The 14,912-nt window shown below is 73.6% G+C and carries 14 protein-coding genes; 10 read left to right on the forward strand and 4 right to left on the reverse strand.

Going from position 1 to position 14,912, the window contains the following annotated elements; translation table 11 throughout:
* The first annotated feature begins 17 nt into the window (after nt 1-17).
* From hppD to OG455_RS04715, 5 genes are all read left to right on the forward strand, one after another.
* Entirely contained in the window at nt 18-1,043 is a 1,026-nt protein-coding gene (hppD, locus tag OG455_RS04695; RefSeq protein ID WP_266290500.1) for a 4-hydroxyphenylpyruvate dioxygenase, read from the forward strand.
* Between the two features lie 125 nt (nt 1,044-1,168).
* Nucleotides 1,169-2,071, forward strand: coding sequence for a phytanoyl-CoA dioxygenase family protein (locus OG455_RS04700; RefSeq protein ID WP_266290502.1), 903 nt, complete (start codon nt 1,169-1,171; stop codon nt 2,069-2,071).
* Entirely contained in the window at nt 2,068-3,054 is a 987-nt protein-coding gene (locus tag OG455_RS04705) for a thiamine pyrophosphate-dependent dehydrogenase E1 component subunit alpha (protein ID WP_266290504.1), read from the forward strand. Before OG455_RS04700 ends, OG455_RS04705 begins: the two co-directional genes overlap by 4 nt.
* Nucleotides 3,051-4,022, forward strand: a complete 972-nt coding sequence (locus tag OG455_RS04710; RefSeq protein WP_266290506.1) for an alpha-ketoacid dehydrogenase subunit beta — start codon at nt 3,051-3,053, stop codon at nt 4,020-4,022. The genes OG455_RS04705 and OG455_RS04710 overlap by 4 nt, the downstream gene beginning before the upstream one ends.
* A gap of 108 nt (nt 4,023-4,130) precedes the next feature.
* Nucleotides 4,131-5,729: an AMP-binding protein gene (locus OG455_RS04715; RefSeq protein WP_266290508.1), complete on the forward strand. Its 1,599-nt coding sequence runs from the start codon at nt 4,131-4,133 to the stop codon at nt 5,727-5,729.
* Between the two features lie 5 nt (nt 5,730-5,734).
* On the opposite strand, the gene OG455_RS04720 is transcribed toward OG455_RS04715, so the two are convergent.
* A complete protein-coding gene (locus tag OG455_RS04720; protein WP_266290510.1) occupies nt 5,735-6,565 on the reverse strand; it encodes a thioesterase domain-containing protein in 831 nt (276 codons plus the stop codon).
* Nucleotides 6,566-6,677: 112 nt separating this feature from the next.
* Here OG455_RS04720 and OG455_RS04725 point away from each other — a divergent pair, with 112 nt between their 5' ends.
* Nucleotides 6,678-7,883 (forward strand): cytochrome P450, encoded by a 1,206-nt coding sequence (locus tag OG455_RS04725; protein WP_266290512.1) that lies wholly within the window; start codon nt 6,678-6,680, stop codon nt 7,881-7,883.
* Nucleotides 7,884-8,061: 178 nt separating this feature from the next.
* Here the strand turns inward: OG455_RS04725 and OG455_RS04730 are convergent, their stop codons facing one another.
* Together OG455_RS04730 and OG455_RS04735 are read right to left on the reverse strand one after the other, a co-directional pair.
* Entirely contained in the window at nt 8,062-8,202 is a 141-nt protein-coding gene (locus OG455_RS04730; RefSeq protein WP_266290514.1) for a hypothetical protein, read from the reverse strand.
* Between the two features lie 231 nt (nt 8,203-8,433).
* On the reverse strand, nt 8,434-9,744 hold the full coding sequence (locus OG455_RS04735) for a cytochrome P450 (protein WP_266290516.1): 1,311 nt from the start codon (nt 9,742-9,744) through the stop codon (nt 8,434-8,436).
* A gap of 300 nt (nt 9,745-10,044) precedes the next feature.
* Here OG455_RS04735 and OG455_RS04740 point away from each other — a divergent pair, with 300 nt between their 5' ends.
* From OG455_RS04740 to OG455_RS04755, 4 genes are all read left to right on the forward strand, one after another.
* Nucleotides 10,045-10,737 (forward strand): SGNH/GDSL hydrolase family protein, encoded by a 693-nt coding sequence (locus OG455_RS04740; RefSeq protein WP_266290518.1) that lies wholly within the window; start codon nt 10,045-10,047, stop codon nt 10,735-10,737.
* Nucleotides 10,738-10,823: 86 nt separating this feature from the next.
* Nucleotides 10,824-11,798 (forward strand): alpha/beta hydrolase, encoded by a 975-nt coding sequence (locus tag OG455_RS04745; protein ID WP_266290520.1) that lies wholly within the window; start codon nt 10,824-10,826, stop codon nt 11,796-11,798.
* Nucleotides 11,795-13,024: a cytochrome P450 gene (locus tag OG455_RS04750; RefSeq protein ID WP_266290522.1), complete on the forward strand. Its 1,230-nt coding sequence runs from the start codon at nt 11,795-11,797 to the stop codon at nt 13,022-13,024. The genes OG455_RS04745 and OG455_RS04750 overlap by 4 nt, the downstream gene beginning before the upstream one ends.
* Nucleotides 13,021-14,289, forward strand: coding sequence for an MFS transporter (locus tag OG455_RS04755; protein ID WP_266290524.1), 1,269 nt, complete (start codon nt 13,021-13,023; stop codon nt 14,287-14,289). Before OG455_RS04750 ends, OG455_RS04755 begins: the two co-directional genes overlap by 4 nt.
* On the opposite strand, the gene OG455_RS04760 is transcribed toward OG455_RS04755, so the two are convergent.
* Nucleotides 14,272-14,835: a 4'-phosphopantetheinyl transferase superfamily protein gene (locus tag OG455_RS04760; RefSeq protein ID WP_266290526.1), complete on the reverse strand. Its 564-nt coding sequence runs from the start codon at nt 14,833-14,835 to the stop codon at nt 14,272-14,274. The genes OG455_RS04755 and OG455_RS04760 overlap by 18 nt on opposite strands.
* Nucleotides 14,836-14,912: the final 77 nt, after the last annotated feature.

A 14,912-nucleotide genomic window follows, 5' to 3' on the forward strand; every position in this document is an offset into this window, starting at 1 on the left:
AGGACGGTCCCCGCACCATGAACATCGATCGGATCGACCATGTCGAGTTCCACGTCGCGGATGCCCCGGCGGCCGCGGCCGAACTCGCCGACGCCTTCGGCTTCCAGCTGGGGGGCCACCCCGGCCAGGCGGCGCTGCCCGCCGGGCGCCAGGCGGTCCAGCTGCGCCAGGGCGGCATCCGCCTGCTGCTCAGCTCCTCGGACCGGGCGGACGACCCTGCCGCCGAGTTCGTGAGCCGGCACGGCGACGGCGTGGCCGTGCTGGCGCTCTCCTGCCCGGACGCGACCGCCGCCTTCCGCCAGGCGGTGGCGGCCGGTGCCGCCCCGCTGGCCGGGCCGGCCACCCACCTGGAGGACGGGCACGAGGTGGTGACCGCCGCCGTCCAGGGCTTCGGGGACGTGGCGCTGCGCTTCGTGCAGCGCGCGGGCGAGTCGGCGGCCACGGCGTCCGCGGGCCTGCTGGCCGAGCTGGACCACGTCGCGATCTGCGTCCCGGCAGGCGAGTTGAAGAGCTCGGTGGCGCTGATGGAGCAGGCGCTGGGGCTACGGCCGATCTTCCACGAGTACATCGAGGTCGGCACCCAGGCGATGGACTCCACCGTGGTGCAGAGCGACTCGGGCGGGGTGACCTTCACCCTGATCGAGCCGGACACCAGCCGCAGCCCGGGCCAGATCGACGGGTTCCTGGCGAGCCACCACGGGGTGGGCGTGCAGCACCTGGCCTTCCGCACCGACGACATCGCGCGGGCGGTGGAGACCTACCAGCGGGCCGGGGTGCGCTTCCTGACCACCCCGGGCGCCTACTACGACCTGCTCGGCGAGCGGCTGGGCGAGTGCGAGATCCCGCTGGAGACGCTGCGCCGGCTGAACATCCTGGTGGACCGGGACCACGGCGGCCAGCTCTTCCAGATCTTCACCTCCTCGATCCACCCGCGGCGCACCTTCTTCCTGGAGGTCATCGACCGGCGCGGCGCGACCACCTTCGGCGCGGCCAACATCAAGGCCCTCTACGAGGCCGTCGAACGTACCGCCGCCCCTTCCTGACCAGGCGCCCTTTGAGCACCCGGCGACCCTTGAGCGCCTGGCGATTCTTGAGCACGCGGCAACTCTTGAGCACCCGGCAATTCTTGAACAACCAGCACCCCTTGAACAGCACGGAAGGTGACACAGTGTCAGATTTCGACCTCACCGACGAAGAACGGGCCCTGCTGCCGTCCGACGAGGAGGTGGCGTTCTACGCCGAGCACGGCTGGTACCTCTCCAAGCGCCTGCTGAGCGACGACGAGCTGGCCGCCCTGACCGCCGCGAGCGAGGCCTTCTACGCCGGTGCCGAGGACCACGCGCTGCCGGTGCGACCGCCGCGGCTGGCCGACTGGCAACCGAGCGACGGCCCCGTGCAGCGGCACAACGACTACATCGCCCACCGCAGCACCGCGATCGGCGCGATCCTGCGCAAGCCGCTGCTCGGCGCGGTGGCCGCCCGCCTCGCCCAGGCCGAGGAGATCCGGGTCTTCCAGTCCACCCTGATCCTCAAGCCGCCGCGCCCCGACGAGGCCAGCAACCTGGTCCCCTGGCACTGCGACCGCCACTACTGGCAGACCTGCACCTCGGAGCGGATGCTCACCGCCTTCATCCCCTTCCACCACTGCGACGAGCGGATGGGCACCATCACCATGGTGGACGGCAGCCACCTGTGGAAGGAGATCGCGGGCGACGACTCCACCCGCCACTTCGCCGACCGCGACCGCGGCGAGCTGGAGCAGATCCTGGCCGAGACCGCCGAGTTCAACAACGCCGAGGTGCGCAAGGTCCCGGTGGAGATCCCGGCCGGGCACATCAGCTTCCACCACTGCCGCACCTACCACGGCAGCGGCGCCAACCTCGCCGACCGCCCGCGCCGGGCGATCTCGCTGCACCTGCAGGACGGGGAGAATCGCTACCGCCCGTACACCAAGGCGGACGGCTCCGCGGTCGTCTACAACCACGACGTGCTGGTGCGCACCGACGAGGCCGGCCAACCCGACTACGCGGACCCGGAGTTCTGCCCGACCCTGTGGCGGTCCGCGCCGTGACACAGCCCTCCCCCGCCGCGCTGTACCGGTCGATGCGCCTGATCCGCTCCTTCGAGGAGCAGGCGCTCGCCCTGGTGCGCTCCGGCGAGATCGTCGGCGGCACCCACCCGTACATCGGGCAGGAGGCCGTCGCGGTCGGCGTCTGCGCCGCGCTCGACCCGGGTGACCAACTGACCAGCACCCACCGCGGGCACGGCCACGTGCTCGCCAAGGGCGCCGAACCACGCCGGATGCTGGCCGAGTTGACCGGCCGGGAGACCGGCCTCAACCGGGGCAGGGGCGGCTCGATGCACGCCGCCGACCTGGCGCTGGGCATCCTGGGTGCCAACGGCATGGTGGGGGCCGGCGCGCCGATCGCGGCCGGCGCGGCCTGGGCGGCACTGCGCCAGGGCAGCGGACGGGTGGTGGCGAGCTTCTTCGGCGACGGCGCGCTCAACCAGGGCGTGCTGCTGGAGACCCTCAACCTGGCCGGGTTGTGGCAACTGCCGGTGCTCTTCGTCTGCGAGAACAACGGCTACGCCACCACGCTGTCGGTGCAGGCCGGGGTGGCGGGCAGCGCGCTGGGCCGGGCGGCCGCCTTCGGCATCCCGGCCGAGCAGGTGGACGGCATGGACGCGGTCGCCGTGCACGCGGCGGCGGCCCGCGCCGTCTCCCGCGCCCGGGCGGGCGGGGGGCCGAGCTTCCTGGAGTGCCGCACCTACCGCTTCGAGGGTCACCACACCATGGAGCGCCGGGTGCGGGTGCGCTACCGCAGCGCCGAGGAGATCGACTCCTGGCGCTCCCGCGACCCGCTGGAGTCCGGCGCCGCGCTCCTGGCGCCCGGCGAGCACGTGGCGATCGACCAGGAGATCACCGAACTGATGGCAGAGGCAGTGGAGTTCGCTCTCGCAGGGCCGCACCCCGACCCGGCGCGGGCACTCGCGTACCTGTACGCCGACGGACTGCTGCCGCGACCCGGGCACCCGGTGGAGGTGGCGCGGTGACCAAGCTCTCCTACGCCAAGGCGCTCAACCGGGCGCTGGCCGACGAGTTGACCCGCGACGAGGCGGTCTGCGTCTTCGGCGAGGACCTGGGCGCGGGCCTGTCCGGCCTCACCCCCGGCCTGCGCGACCGGTTCGGCGCCGAGCGGGTGGTCGACACCCCGCTCTCCGAGCAGGCCTTCAGCTCACTGGCGCTGGGCGCGGCGCTGGCCGGGATGCGCCCGGTGGTGGAGTTCCAGATCCCCTCGCTGCTCTTCCTGGTCTTCGAGCAGATCGCCAACCAGGCCCACAAGATCAGCTTGATGACGGGTGGTCAGATTACGGCCCCGGTCACCTTCGTGGTGCCGGGCTCCGGCTCCCGCGAGGGCTGGGCGGGCCAGCACTCGGACCACCCGTACAGCCTCTTCGCCCACGTCGGGGTGAAGACCCTGCTGCCGGCCACCCCCGCCGACGCCTACGGGCTGCTGGTCTCGGCGATCCGCGACCCCGACCCGGTGGTGCTCTTCGCCCCGGCCGGCGCGATGGGCGTGCGCGAGGACGTCACCACCGAGCTGGCGCCGGTGCCGATCGGTTCGGCCCGGGTGCACCGGGCGGGCACCGACGTCACCGTGGTGGCGGCCGGGCACCTGGTGTACGAAGCGCTCGCGGTGGCCGAGGAGTTGGCGCCCGAGGTCTCGGTGGAGGTGTTCGACCCGCGCACCCTCTACCCGTTCGACTTCGCGGCGCTGAACGACTCCGTCGGGCGGACCGGGCGGCTGGTGGTGGTCGACGACTCCAACCGGATGTGCGGGCTGGCCGCCGAGGTGATCGCCTCGGTGGTCGAGCTCGGGATGCCGCTGCGCGCCGCGCCCCGCCGGGTGACCCGCCCGGACGGCGCGGTGCTGCCGTTCGCGATCGGCCTGGACCGGGCTGTGCAACCCGGCCGGGAGCAGCTGCGGACCGCCGTGCTGGCCACCATGGCCCGGCACTGACCGTCCGGCAGCACCGGCGGTTCATCGAGAACACGCCGCAGTTCACCGGAGACACACTGCGGTTCAGGAACACGCCGCAGTTCAGGAACCACAAGGGAGTGGGCAGAGATGACGGAACAGCAGACCCCCAACTACGTCGAGCAGGCCCTGAAGCTGTTCGCCGCCTGCGGCGACACGGAGGCCGTGGTCTGCGGCGAGCAGCGCCTGAGCTACACCGAGTTCCGCGCCCTGGTGCTGCGGCTGGCCGCCGCGCTGCGCCGCCAAGGGGTGCGCACCGGTGCCGGGGTGGCGCTGCTGGTACGCAACCGGCCCGAGTCGATCGCCCTCCAACTGGCGCTGCACCTGCTGGGCTGCCGCACGGTGTGGATCGCCGCCTACGCCCCGGAGCGGGAGCAGGCGGAGTTCGTCGAGCTGGCCAAGGTCGAGGTGCTGATCTACGACCCGTCGCGCTCCGACAAGGTGATCGGGGAACTGGCCGCGCGCACCGAGCCGCTCCAGTTGCTCTGCACCGGGCCGGACGGCGCGGGCCCCGACGTGGTGGCCGCGGCCGCCGCCGAGGAGCCGGAGTTCGTCCGCGAGCCGGGCACCCCCGAGCCGTCCTCGCTCTTCTACACCGGCGGCACCGCGGGCAAGGCCAAGCTGGTCCATCACGAGCACCGCTTCTTCCTGGCCCTGCTTGCCGCGGCGGGCTACTACCGCTCGATCGGCGAGCTGGGCATGCGCCACCTGTCCACCACCGGCTTCGTGCACGTCAGCGGGCAGATGCCGGTGCTGCTGACGCTCTGCGAGGACGGCACGGTCTTCCTCGCCGAAGGCGTGGACCTGCCCGCCTTCCTGGGGACGGTCAAGCGCGAGCGGGTGACCAGTGTCTTCATCTCCCCGGCCCGGCTCTCCGAGCTGCTGGACAGCGACCTGCTGGACGACCCGCAGACGGACACCAGCAGCCTGCGCTACCTCAACACCGGTGGCGGCCCGGTCTCGCCGACCCGGCTGGCCCAGGCGATCGAGCGGTTCGGCCCGGTGGTGCGCCCGGTCTACGGCCTGAGTGAGATGCCGCTGGTGGCCGACCAGCCGTTCATGGTCAACGACCCCGAGCACCCGCAGCGGCTGGCCTCGGTGGGCCGCCCGTTCGCCGACGCCCGGGTCGAGATCCGCGGCGAGAAGGGCGAGCCGCTGCCGACCGGCGAGGTGGGCGAGGTCTGCGCGGCGGGCTCGCTGATGATGTCCGGCTACTGGAACCAACCCGACATGACCCAGGAGACGCTGGTCGACGGGCTGCTGCACACCGGCGACCTGGGCTACCTGGACCAGGACGGCTACCTCTACCTGGTGGACCGCAAGAAGGACATGATCATCACCACCGTGGGCGCGGCCAACGTCTACACCCGCCCGGTCGAGGACAGCCTCGCCGCGCACCCGCAGGTCCGCGAGGCCGCCGTGATCGGGGTGCCCGACCCGGGCTGGGGCGAGCTGGTGCACGCCTTCGTAGTGCCGGTGCCCGGCGGGGAGTTGAGCCCGGAGGAGCTCGCGGCGGAGCTGAAGGCGCGGGTGGAGGCCGATCTGACGGACTATCACGTTCCGCGCACGGTGGAGTTCGTGGACGCGTTGCCGCGCACCCCGCTCGACAAGATCGACAAGGCGGCTCTGCGGGCCCGGTTCGGCCTGGACCCGCAGAGCCGGACGATCGCCCCGCTGGCGCCCCGGTGAGCGCGTTACGCCCCCGCCTCGCCGCGAGGTGCCAGGCGCTGCGCGAGCAGCCGGCCGATCCGCTCGGCCGGCTCCTTGCGGAGCAGCAGCCGGTGCTCGGTCGGCAGCTGGTGCACGTCGATCACGCCGTCGACGTAAGGCGCCCAGTCGGCGGCCGAGTTGAACGGCGCGGTGCGCTCCAGTGCGGCTCGCACGAAGAGCACGTCGCCGTCGAAGCGGGCCGGGGTGTGGTCACGGCGCAGCTGGATGTGGTGCAGGAAGACCCGCAGCACCGCCTCCAGCCGCCAGTCCTCCAGGCCGGCCAACCGGTGCCCGCCGGCCAGCAGCACCGCCCTGGCGCGCCGCTCGTCCAGCGGCGCGCCGTCCGGCTGCACCAGGCCCGCCGGATCGCAACCGGCGTTCTCCAGCAGGGTGGTGAGGTACTCGTGGTCGCTGGGCTCACGCTCGGGGTGGGCCGCGTCGTGGGGGTAGCAGTCGAGCAGGGCGAGCAGCGCGACCACTTCGCCCGCCTCGCGCAGCAGCCGGCCCATGGCGTGCGCGACCATGCCGCCGAAGGACCAGCCGAGCAGCCGGTAGGGGCCACTGGGCTGGACCTCGCGGACCAGGGCGAGGAACCGCTCGGCCAGCTCCTCGACCGAGCCGGGCAGCTGGTCGGGCTTGCTCAGCCCCTCGGCCTGCAGGGCGGTGATCCGCTGCCCTGCGGGAAGCCACGGCCCCAGCGCCAGGTATTCCCAGGAGATTCCGGCGGCCGGGTGGACGCACCACAGCGGATCCCCGCTCCCGGGGACGAGTTCGACCAGCGGATCGAATCCTGGCGTGGCCGGCGAATTCACCATCGATGCGCTCCCTGAAGCAGTGGGCGGATATCTCAGGAAATCATTGCGCACCAGGCGGCCGAATTGCTACCCGGCCGTCCGAGAACTATTTCTTCCAGAACCGGTGGAGACGATGGCCGATCAAGAGTTGGACGCTTTTCCCTTCCCGCTGCAGCCGGACGAGTTCGGCACCTCCTTCCGCCAGCACCAGCGCCGCCGGGCCGAGTGCCCACTCGGCGAGGTGGCGCTGCCCAGCGGCGACGCGGCCCACCTGGTGGTGGCCTACGAGGACGTCGCCCGGGTGCTGCGGGACCGCCGGTTCAGCCGCAACCTGCGCTACCCGGGCGCGCCCCGGATGGTCCGCGAGGCGGACATGAACGACAACCCGGACGCGATCATCAACCACGACCCGCCTGAGCACGGCCGCTTCCGCCAGGTGATCCAGGGCGCCTTCAGCCCCAGCCGGGAGGCCCGCTGGCGCCCGATCGTGCAGGGCATCGTGGACGGCCTGCTGGACCAGGTCGCCGCCGCCGGGCCGCCCAGCGACCTGGTCGCCGACTTCGCCGGGGTGCTGCCGATCTCGGTGATGTGCGCCCTGGTGGGCGTGCCGGCCACCGACTGGCAGCTGTTCCACGACTGGACGGCGGTCTTCTTCGCCGTCGACCCGGCCGCCCTGGAGGAGCGGCTGCGGGCCAACCGCGAGTTCCTGGCCTACATCCGCGCCTTCCTGGAGCAGCGGCGCAAGGAGCCCGGCGAGGACCTGGTCGACCTGCTGGTGGCCGCCCGCGACACCGACGGCAAGCTCTCCGAGGGCGAGCTGGTGCAGCTGGTCTCGGCACTGCTGATCGGCGGCCAGGAGAACACCGCCTCCTCGCTGGCCCGCGGTGTGCTGGCGCTGCTGCGCTTCCCCGACCAGTGGGCGGCGCTCTGCGCCGAGCCCGGGCTGACCGGCCCCGCGGTCGAGGAGGTGCTGCGCTTCGAGGTGCCGAGCGAGGGCGCCTTCCTGCGGGTGACCACCGAGGAGGTGGCGCTGTCGGCCGGCGCGGTGGCGGCGGGGCGGGCGGTACAGGTCTCGGTGCCGGCCGCCAACCGCGACCCGGGGGTCTTCCCCGACCCCGAGCGCTTCGACATCCACCGCACGGCCAACCCGCACCTGACCTTCGGCCTGGGCGCGCACTTCTGCCCCGGGGCGCCGCTGGCCCGGCTGGAGCTGGCCCTCGCGCTGCGCGGCCTGGCCGACCGGTTCCCCGGACTGCGGCCCGCCATCGCGCCGGACGAGGTGCGCTACGGCGAGGGCAACCTGATCCACCCGCTGCTGAGCCTGCCGGTGACCTGGTGACCTGCCGGTGACCTGGTGAGGGGACGGTGACCTGGTGAAGGGACGGCACGACTGACCGGCGCCGGGCAAGCACCGGGCGAGCAGCCGGCAAGCGGCTCGGGCCGGCGGTCACCGAATCGGGGATTCGGTGACCGCCGGCCCGGCACGGTCAGGTCCTGGCGGACCTTGGGTCATGCACTCAGTTCTCGACCACGTTCGACGTCTCGGCCACGCGGCTGTCCTCGGCCACGCGGTTCTCCTCGGCCACGTTGGTCGACTCGGCCACGTTGGTCTCGGCCACGAAGCCGTTGCCCGACGGGCTCTCGGTCACACGGGACATTGCAGCACCTCCATTCGTCCGGCGGAACGCCCGCCGAAATGTTCGGCGGCGCAATTCGACGATAGCGGCGGAAGGTCGTGCTGCCTAGCCGGATAAACCGGACACCGGCTTGATCGAATACGCCGGAACGTCCTGCGAACCGGCTCCGCTTTTCCCGCGCGGCCGGTTTCCCGCCCGCCCGCTTTCCGGCACGCCCTGTTTCCCGCGCGGCGCTTTCTCGCGCGGGCCGTCCTAGCGGATCGCCACCGGGAATTGCGCGAAACCGCGCAGCACCATGCCCCGGCGCACCGCCGGGCCGGCCGGGCGAAGCCCGGGGAACCGGGTCAACAGGCCGGGCAGGAAGGCGGCCGACTCGATCCGGGCCAGCGGAGCGCCCAGGCAGTGGTGCATGCCACCGCCGAAGGCGACCGAGGCGGCCCCGGTCCTGGTGATGTCGAAGCGCTCCGGGTCCGGGTAGCGCGCCGGGTCGCGGCCCGCCGCGCCCAGCAGCCCGACCACCAGCGAGCCCGCCGCCACCTCGGCTCCGCCGATCGTCAGGTCCTGGCCCGCCACCCGGGCCAGGATCTGGATCGGCGGGTCGTAGCGCAGCGCCTCCTCGACCGCGCCGGGCCCCAGCGCCGGCTCGGTGCGCAGCAGTTGGGCCTGCTCGGGGTGGTCCAGGAACGCGGCGGTGGCATTGACCAGGTGGTTCACCATGGTGTCCACCCCGGCCATGAAGAGCAGCAGCAGGGTCTGCAGCAGCTCCTCCTCGCTGAGCCCGCCGTCCGTGTCGCGGATCGCCACCAGGGCCGAGGCGAGGTCCTCGGTGGGGCGCGCCCGGCGCTCGGCCACCAGCTCGGCGAAGTACTTCATCAGCACCTCGGCGCCCCGGTCGGCGGCGGCCAGCGCGGCTTCGTCCACGGTGAGTTCGACCACCTGCATCATGGCCGACATGGAGTCCTGGAGCAGCCCCCAGTCCGCCTCGGGGACCCCGACCAGGGTGCCGATCACCGAGACCGGCAGCGAACGGGCCAGCAGTGCCTGGAGGTCCACCGTGCCGCCGTCCGCGCCGGCCTCGGCCAGGCCGTCCAACGCGCGCCGCGCCAAGCGCTCGACCTCGGGGGTCAGTGCGGCCAGCCGCCGGGCGGTGAACGCCCCGCTGACCAGGCGGCGCAGCCGGGTGTGGTCCGGCGGGTCGCGGAAGAGCATCGCCTCGATCGTGGCCACCTTGCCCGGCCGCTCCCTCCAGCCGGGCGAGACCCGGTCCATCCAGTCCGGGCCCTGGGCCCGGAAGGCGGGGTCGCGCACCAGGTCGGCGCAGTCCTGATGGCCGGTCAGGTAGACCTGGCCGCGGGCGGTCCGGCAGGCCGGCGCCAGCGCACGCAGCCGCCGGTAGACGGGGTAGGGGTCGGCCCGCCCCTCGGGGGTGCCCAGCAGCGCGAGCAGTTGCTCGGGGGTCACCTCGGGGGTCTGCTCGGCACGCTCGACGGCACGCCCGTCGACACGCCCGTCGGCATGCCCGTCGGCACGCTCCTCGCCACTCTCGCCAGGGTCTGCGCCCATCGGTCGGCCTCCTGTCTCGGGGTCCGGCGCGCGGCGCCGGCTCGGTGACCGGCCCGGCGGCCGGCACGGCATCAAGATGGTCAACGCCGGGTCATTCTGCGGTCCGCCGCGCGGCGCCGTCGAGGGCGGCGGCACCGCGACCACCTGCCGAGATCCATCTTGGCTGCTGGGAGCGGGTGCTGACGATCAGTTCGGCTCATACCGTTGCCGAGCGCTCCATGGTCACCGTAAGGTCTCGTCAGCGGCCGAAGGGCGACGATCTCGCCCGCGCCGATTCACGAAGGGATCGGGTTCCGAGCCATGCCTTCAGACACCCCAACTCCCGCCTCCGAAGCGGACGACCCGTTCTGCCTGGCCGAGGGCGACGCCGCCCGATTACTGGCCGGCCACCCCTGGCGCCGGTTCGTGGTGCTGGGCGACAGTGTGGCAGAGGGGCTGGGTGAGCCGACCCCGGGCTACCCGACGCAGCCCTGGGCCGAGCGGATCGGCCTCGAACTACGCCTGGTGGAACCCGGGTTGCGCTACTACAACCTGGGCTGGCGGAACACCCCGGCCGCCGAGGTCCGCGCCGAGCAGTTGCCCGAGGCCCTCGGCTTCCGTCCCGACCTCGCTCTGGTGGCCTGCGGCGGCTTCGACGCACTGCGCTCCGGCTTCGACGCCGAGGCGGTGACCGGCGAGCTGCGCGCGATCGTCACCGCACTGCGGGACGGGGGCGCCGAGGTGATCACGGTCGGCATGTTCGACGGCTCGCTCTCCCCGCTGGTGCCCGAGCAGTACCGCGCGGCGCTGCGGGAGCGGCTGCACAGCCTCTCCGGGCGGACGGCCGAGCTGGCCGCGCGGGAGGGCGCCCTGCACTTCGACCTGACCGCCCACCCGGCCTCCGCCCGCCGGGACATCTACAGCAGCGACGGCCGGCACGGCAGCGGGCGCAGCCACGCGATCGCCGCCGCCGAGGCGGTGCGCCGGCTCGGCCGGCGGCTGGGCACCGGCTGAGGCACCGGCTGAGGCCGACCGGCACCTGGTGGTCGGTCCGAATCCAGGCACCGCCCAGCACTGAACCCCCCGACCCGGAGAGCCCGATGCCACTCGATCCACAGGTCCAGGCGCTGCGCGAGCGGCGCGCCGCCTCGGCCGCCGCGCCGCTGTACGAACTGAGCCTGGAGCAGGCCCGCGAAGGCGACCTGGCCGACATCAGGGCCGCCGCCGGAGATCCCGAACCGGTGGCCGAGGTAATCGAGTTGACGATTCCGGGGCCGGCCGGCCCACTGCCCGCGCGGGCCTACCGGGCAGCGGGCGGGGGCGCGCAGCCGGTGCTGCTCTACCTCTTCGGCGGCGGTTGGACCCTGGGCACCATCGACACCAGCGACGCGATCTGCCGCGCGCTCACCAACGCGGTGGGCTGCACCACGGTCGCGGTCGGCTACCGGCTCGCCCCGGAACACCCGTTCCCGGCCGCGCTGGAGGACTGCTGGACCACCGCGCGCTGGCTGGCCGACCACGCCGCCGAACTGGGCGGCGACCCGCACCGGCTGGCGATCGGCGGTGACAGCGCGGGCGGCAACCTGGCCGCCGCCGTCACCCTGCTCGCCAAGGAGCGCTCCGGACCCGCCCTCTCCCACCAGTTGCTGGTCTACCCCAACACCGACCAGTTCGCCGACACCCCCTCGCGCCGGGAGAACACCGACCCGCTGCTCTTCAACCACCGCTCGGTGGCCTGGTACTGGTCGCACTACCTGGCCGACCCCGAGGACGGCCGCAACCCGCTCGCCTCCCCGCTGCTCGCCAAGGACCTGGCCGAGCTGCCGCCCGCCACCGTGATCACCGCCGAGTACGACCCGCTGCGCGACGAGGGCGAGCAGTACGCCGAGCGGCTGCGCGAGGCCGGCGTGCCGGTCCAGGCCACCCGCTACCCGGGCATGGTGCACGGCTTCTTCGCCATGTCCGGCGTGCTGGACGGCGGCCGGGCCGCCATCGCCCACGCGGCCCAGCGGCTGCGCGAGGCGTTCGAGGAACCATCACGAACTGACGAACCGTCAGGAGAGGCCCGGCCGTGACCGATCCCGTCGCGCAGGCACTGGCCGCGCTGCGCACCCCGCAGGGCAGCGCCGACCCCTACCCGCACCTGGCGGTGCTCCGCGAGCTCTCCCCCGTGCACCCGACCCCGGGCGGCGGCGTGCTGCTGACCCGCTACGAGGACTGCGTGGCGATCACCCGCGACCCCGGCTTCCACGCGCAGAACGCCGCCTGGATGGACACCCGGCGCCCGAACTGGCGCGAGCACCCGGGCCTGCGCGCCACCACCGAGTCCTTCCTCTTCCTCGACCCGCCCGAGCACACCCGGCTGCGCAAGCTGGTGGCCGGTGCCTTCACCCAGCGCCGGGCCGTCGCCCTGCGGGAGTTCATCACCGGGCTGACCGACCGGGTGCTGGACGCGATCGCCGACGCGGGCGCCGACGGCTCACCCGTCGACCTGCACGAGATCCTCGCCGCCCGGCTGCCGATCGGCGTGATCGGCCAGGTGCTCGGCGTCCCCGAGGCCGACCAAGGCGCACTGCGCGAGCCGCTGGAGGGGCTGCGCCTGGCGGTGGACGGCGGCGGCGTCGAGGAGCACCTGACCCAGATCGACCGGGCCGGCGAGGCGCTGACCGGCTACTTCGGCGAACTGGCCGCCCGGCGCCGGGCCGAGCCCGCCGACGACGTCACCTCGGCCCTGGTGGCGGCCATGGTCCCCGGCCCCGACAACCCGCGGCCGCTGACCCAGGACGAGTTGGAGCAGACCCTCACCCTGGTCTTCAGCGCCGCCATCGAGAGCATGGTCGACACCCTGCTCAACGGCCTGGCCGCGCTGCTCGCCCACCCCGCGCAGGCCGACCTGCTGCGCGCCGATCCGAGCCTGGTCGGCGGCGCGGTGGAGGAGATGCTCCGCTACGACACCCCGGTGCAGGGCATGGCCAGGGTGGCCGCCAAGGAGACCGAGATCGCCGGGGTGCCGGTGGCCGCCGGGGGCGCGGCGGTGCTGATGCTCGGCGCCGCCAACCGCGACCCCGCCGCCTTCCCCGACCCGGACACCTTCGACCTGACCAGGACCGGCGGCGCCACCGTGCTCTCCTTCGGCGGCGGGGTGCACCACTGCCTGGGCGCCCCGCTGGCCCGCACGCAGGCCGCGGTCTTCTTCCCCGCGCTGCTGAGCCGCTTCCCGCACCTCGCGGCGGCCGGCCCACCGGTGCGGCGCGGCACGGTGCTGCGCGGCTTCTCCGACTTCCCGGTCACACTGCGGTGACCACCGAGCCGGTCGCCGACGTCCAGCCGCAGCCGCCCGCACCGCCGCCACTGCGCCGCAACCGCGACTTCAACCTGCTCTGGAGCGGCCAGGCGGTCTCCGCGCTGGGCACCCAGATGTCCGGCATCTGCTACCCGCTGCTGGTGCTCTCCGCGACCGGCTCGGCCGCCCAGGCCGGGCTGGTCGGCGGCGCCACCCTGGTCGGCAGCCTGGTGATGCTGCTGCCCGCCGGGGTGGTGGCCGACCACTACCCGCGCAAGCGGCTGCTGTTGATCACCTCGGTGCTGCAACTGCTCGCGGTGGGCAGCGTGGTGCCCGCCGTGCTGACCCACCACCTCTGGCTGGCCCACTTGATGGTGGTGGGAGCGCTGCAGGGCTGCGCCTCGGCCTTCTTCATGGGCGCCGGCCGCGGCGCGGTGCGCCGGATCGTCCCCTCGGCGCAGCTGCCGCAGGCGATGTCGCTGACCCAGGCGCGCGGCCAGGCCGCCGCGATGATCGGACCGCCGCTGGGCGGCGCGCTCTTCGGCGTCGCGCAGTCGCTGCCGTTCCTGCTCGACGCGCTCTCCTTCGGCGCGATCACCCTCACCTCGGCCCTGGTGCGCGGCTCGCTCGACCCGGAGCCGACCGCCGCCGAGCGCCCGCGCGAGCCGATCCGCAGCCGGATCACCGCCGGCGCCCGCTACGTGCTGCGCGAACCCACCCTGCGGCTCTACGCGAGCTGGGCGGCGGCGGTCAACGCGGTGGCGGCCGGCATGCTGCTGATGGTGATCGTGCTCGCCCGGTCCCGCGGCGCGAACGCCCCCGAGGTCGGCGCGCTGGTCTCGGCCAGCGCCATCTGCGGGCTGGCCGGCTCGCTGCTCGGGCCGCGCCTGGTGAAGCTCTTCGGCGGCCGCCTCTGGGTGCTGGTCACCTCCTGGCTGCTGCCGACCTGCGCGGTGGGCATCGCCCTCTCCCCCTGGGTCTGGCTGATGGCGGTACTGGGCGCGCTGACCACCTTCACCGTGATGCCCGCGGTGATCGTCTTCCAGGTCCAGGCCACCCGGATCACCCCGGACAACCTGCAAGCCCAGACCGGCAACGCGATCCAACTCTTCGGCTCCAGCCTCAGCTGGCTGGCCCCCTCCGCCTTCGGCCTGCTCGCCGACTCGGCCGGCGCCCGCACCGGAGTCCTGGTCGCGGCGGCGCTGTACGGCGCCACCGCCCTCTGGCTGCAGGGAAATCGGGCACTGCGCGGATTTGACGCAGCGTCAGGGACCGCCCAGTAGAAGCACGTCCAGCGCGGAGCTCGCCACCCCCCGAACCGCCACCGCCAGCATCAACTCCTCCGTCACCGGCCAGGCGACAGCGGAGGACAGGCTGAAGGACGGTCCCGGCGGCCACCGTTCGGGCAGCGCCACCGGCCGCAGCAACCCCTTTCCACCGCCCAGCCCCTGACCCCGCGCCTTGGCCAACGCCTCCTTCTGGGTCCACAACCAGAGGAACGCGGCCGACCGCTCCGCCGGCTCGCGCCCGGCGATCCAGGCCGCCTCCGCCGCCGGGAACCACCGCCGGGCCAACGCCTCATGAGCCACCGGCCGGATCCGCTCCACATCCACCCCGACCCCGCCCACCCCGGTCCCGGCAGCCACGGCGACCACCCCGCGCACATGACTGATGCTGACCGCCACCCCCGAGGCCCCCTCGACCACCGGCTGCCCGCTCACCGCCCGCCCGAGCCGCAGCCGATCCACGGCCACCCCCACCCGACCGGCCACCAGCCGCAACGCCAACTCCCGCGCCGCCGCCCGCTCCTGCCCATCAACCCGAGCCACCCACACCTCGACCACCGCACCCGCCACCCCGGCTCCCCTCAACAGCCCTGGCGCCCGCACCGGAGGGCAACTCACCG

It is taken from the genome of Kitasatospora sp. NBC_01287 (assembly GCF_026340565.1).
Taxonomy (GTDB): domain Bacteria; phylum Actinomycetota; class Actinomycetes; order Streptomycetales; family Streptomycetaceae; genus Kitasatospora.